Source organism: Desulfovibrio oxyclinae DSM 11498 (assembly GCF_000375485.1).
GTDB lineage: Bacteria > Desulfobacterota > Desulfovibrionia > Desulfovibrionales > Desulfovibrionaceae > Pseudodesulfovibrio > Pseudodesulfovibrio oxyclinae.
In genome coordinates this window covers 1-3,899 of record NZ_AQXE01000013.1, presented here as the reverse complement: position 1 = coordinate 3,899, position 3,899 = coordinate 1, and the positions used below count along the sequence as shown (strand labels likewise).

Annotated in this window: 1 protein-coding gene and 1 pseudogene (1 of these 2 running past the window's edge); both read left to right on the top strand. The window is 63.1% G+C overall.

Going from position 1 to position 3,899, the window contains the following annotated elements; all coding sequences use genetic code 11:
- A pseudogene (locus B149_RS0113455) lies at positions 1–2,751 on the top strand (DUF7483 domain-containing protein) (it extends 264 nt beyond the left edge of the window).
- 759 nt (positions 2,752–3,510) lie between these two features.
- Positions 3,511–3,899 (top strand): hypothetical protein (locus B149_RS0113440; RefSeq protein WP_018125688.1); only part of this gene is annotated, 389 nt, incomplete at its 3' end.

The following is a 3,899-nucleotide window of genomic DNA, read 5'->3' as shown; positions in this document are numbered from 1 at the left end:
GGNNNCGAGGACTGGAGCGGGCCGTGGACCTTTCGCGCGCTGCTCAAGTTTGCCGCATCCGGGGCGGTGACCATCNTNGAGGCGGCTCAGGATGCCAGCAACCGCACCCGGCTGTATCGCGACAGCGGCGGCNANCTGNTCATCNANAGCGAGACCGGCGGCGCCNTCAGCTACCAGCTCGCCTCCGCNGGATTGTTCGTCGATCAGACCGGCTGGTACGACGTCTGCCTGTCGTGCAGCGACGCGGGATACATGCGGATGCACGTCAACGGCGCGCTGGTCGGCGAGCTGGATACGTCCGCGCACGTCAGCTACGTGGGCAANGCCGTGGANCACCGGATCGGCTCCGGCGGCGACTGCTACGTGGCGAAGAGAGATAAATGCGGATGCACGTCAACGGCGCGCTGGTCGGCGAGCTGGATACGTCCGCGCACGTCAGCTACGTGGGCAAGGCCGTGGAACACCGGATCGGCTCCGGCGGCGACTGCTACGTGGCGANCGTGCATTTCGCGCAGGAGGTCCTTGCGCCGACGGCGTTCGGCGAATTTTCCACTCAAGTTTCCGGGCTTTGGGTCCCGAGGAGGTAGCGTGGGCACTCAACTCAATCATTGCGACACTCTTGCCGACTGGACCGATCTCTTCGGCACCATGAGCCTTTCCCTCGTGAGCGACGGCGAGGACGGCAGCGCGGTCGAGAGCTCGGTGAGTTACGACCGATCCGCGTGGTATCTCAACACGGTCTCCAGCACGGACGACGTCGAGGTCGTGGCGCGCGTCAAGGGCGCTGCCGGCGAGACGCAGTCAGTGATTCTCGCGGCGGTGTCCGACGTCACGGGCTACCGCTTCGACGTGACGCCCGCCAGCGGCGAGGTGGGGATCGGTCAGTACGTATCCAACGGCTCCGGGACCATCAACGCGGGCGTTGTGTCAGCTGGTGCACTTGTGGACGGCGGCTGGAACTGGATTCGCGCCCGCTACAGCGGCGGCAAGGTCAGCGTCAAGGCGTGGGGGGCCGGCGAATCCGAGCCCGCAGGCTGGGACATACTGGACGCGACGCCGCTCAACGTGCTGCCAGCCGGGCGCGTGGGACTCTACTACTACAACGGCACCCAGCGCGTGGACACCTTCGGCGTAGGCACTGCCGGGGACGCAGCCCCCACGGCCGATGCTGCCCCGGCTACCCCGGTCAACAATGCGTTTGCCCTGGACTTCGCGGACGGCGCTGATCTGGGCGCGGACGTCTCGGGCAACGGCAACCCGTTTTCTCCGGTCGGATCTCCGCAGCAGACTGCGGACACGCCGACGAACAACTGCTGTGTTCTCCAGCGGTACGTGCTTGGTGGCCCGCAGGGAAACGTCACCCTCAGCAACGGCAACCTCACGCAGACATGCAGCGCTACCAGCGATGACCGCACGACAGGCACCATCGGATTCAGCGAGGGAAGGTACTACTGGGAGATTGAGTACACCACCGTCACGGATGTGCAGAACTTTGTCGGGGTGTATGGCTTTGCCTGGAACAGCGACGGCACGCTCACCAACGGCGGGCCGATCGCCGGTTTCGCTTCCGGCGACCTGCTGGGGCTGGCTGTAGACAGGGATATCTGCGAGGTCGAGCTTTTCAAGAACGGCGTGTCGCAGGGAGTCTTCCCGTTCACCCCGCTTGAAGATCCGAGCCGCCCGATTCAGGGCAATCAGCCCCACACCCTGACCGCGAACTTCGGGGCGAAGCCGTTCGCCTACGCTCCCCCGGTGGGCTTCAAACCGCTTTGCGCGGCCAACCTCGAAGAGCCGGCGCATCGTGCTCCGGGCGACGGTGTCGGCATCCTCGCACGCGAGGGGACCGGAGTGCAGGCCACCGTATCCGGACTTGCGGCGCGGCCCGATCTGGTTTTCATGAAGCGGCTGGACGCTGATGGAACCTGGATGCTGTTCGACACGGTGCGCGGTGCCGGGCGGTCCATTGCGACAAACAGCAACGGGGCCGAAGCCAATCCTACAAACGGGATCCGCGAATTCTTCGAAGACGGCTACACCGTGGGGGATGGCAGCAACGACAACGCCCTTGGCGGACAGTATCTCGACTTCTTCCTGCAGCGCGGGCCGGAGTTTGGATTCGACATCGTGACCTGGGTCGGGGACGGCGTGTCCGGCAGACAGATCGCTCACGACTGCGGCGGCACGCCCGAGTTCATCATGGTCAAGGCGCTCACTTCGACGAATGGCTGGGTTGCCTATCACAAAGCCCTCGGGGCAACGCACTTCATCCAGCCGCATCAGGTGAGTGCTGCGGTGGCCAACTCGGAAATATGGGGGGACGTCNAGCCGAATTCCCTNGCCTTCACCGTTGGGAACAACAGCACCGTGAACGCCCCCGCCGAAACCTATATCGCCTACGTTTTCCGNTCCGTCCCCGGTTTTTCGGAGGTGTTCAGCTTTGAGGGCAACGGCTCCAACGCAGGGCCGAGAGCAAATCTGGGTTTTCTGCCCCTGGCCATGCTGGGGAAAAATGCAACTGCCACGCAGGACTGGTTTTTCGTTTCCTCTGACATGGACGGAGGCCGGAACAATATTGAGCGATGGGTTGAGGGCAACACGGTTGAGCAGGCGTTCGGCTCGCCCGGGCTGTTTTCGTTTTTCTCCGGTGGCTTCGACGTCATAAATTCCTCGTCGCTGATCAACGGCAATGGCGACACCATCCTCGGCATCGCCTGGGCGGCGCAGCCCTTCAAATATTCCAACGCATTCTAGGAGGTTTCATCATGTGGAGATACCCGGACAACACCTTTCGGCAGGCCGCTCCCGCGCAGGTGGTGCAGGGCGACAGCGTCCGCCGTTTCGCGGAACTGACCCGCGAGGAGCGCGCGGCGCTCGGCTACAACGAGGCGCGGCCGCTGCGGCGCGAACCGTTCACCAGCTACGTCACCGAGTGGCGTCTAGGCGATGACCTGATCCTGCGCGAGCAGATCGTGGAGGCCGTGGTGGACGAGGCGGCGCGGCTGGATGACGCCGCCGAGCGCAAGCGCCGCGAAATTCTGGCCGGGGCAGACGCGGCCATGGATGCGGCTACCGTGGAGTACAGCCGCGCGGAGATTGACAGCTGGCCCAAGCAGGAGGCCGAAGCGCAGGCCCTGCTGGCCGACTCGACCGCCCCGGCGCCGGTCCTGTCCGGCATTGCCGCCAANCGCGGCATCACGCTCGCACAGATGCGCGACAAGGTGCTGGCCAACGTTGAGGCCTTCGAGCTGGTGTGCGCCGAGATCCTCGGCACTCAGCAGGCCGCCGAGGAGCAGCTCAAGGCGGCCATGGCCGCCGGAGACTACAACGCGATTGAGGCGCTGGTGGTTGAATATCCCGAACCCTGATGTCGGAGTCAGATAAAAGCAAAAGCCCCCGGCCGCGCTGTTGCGGTCGGGGGCTTTTTTTGTCTGTTCTTTTCAGGTTTTTGCAGAAATAGGTTGACAGGTAATAGCACTAGTGCTATTACCTGTCAACAAAGGGGGAAACAAAATGACCACCATCGCCAACGAATACGAAATCAGCACCGAGACCGTCTTTTCCGGAACCAACGGCAGCGTTCCCGAGAGCATCCTCGGCTACGGTCGATTTTCCTCCGAATTTGACAACCGCTTCGGCGGCATCTTCGCAAGCCCGGAACGGGAAGTTGCAGAATCGCACGGCGAAACGGTTTTTGAAATGAGCCTCGGGCGCCACCTCAGCGCCGACGACTTCCGTCACCTGGCTTTTTATTCCGATCACGCCGAAGACGTTGAAGCCCTGGTGCTGGCAGTGATCGACGACGAAAGGTGTGTTTCCGACATCGATGCCGACTTGATGCTGGAACTCGTCGCAGAAGATGAAAGCGTTTTCGATCTCGACGACGATGTTGCTTCGGAACT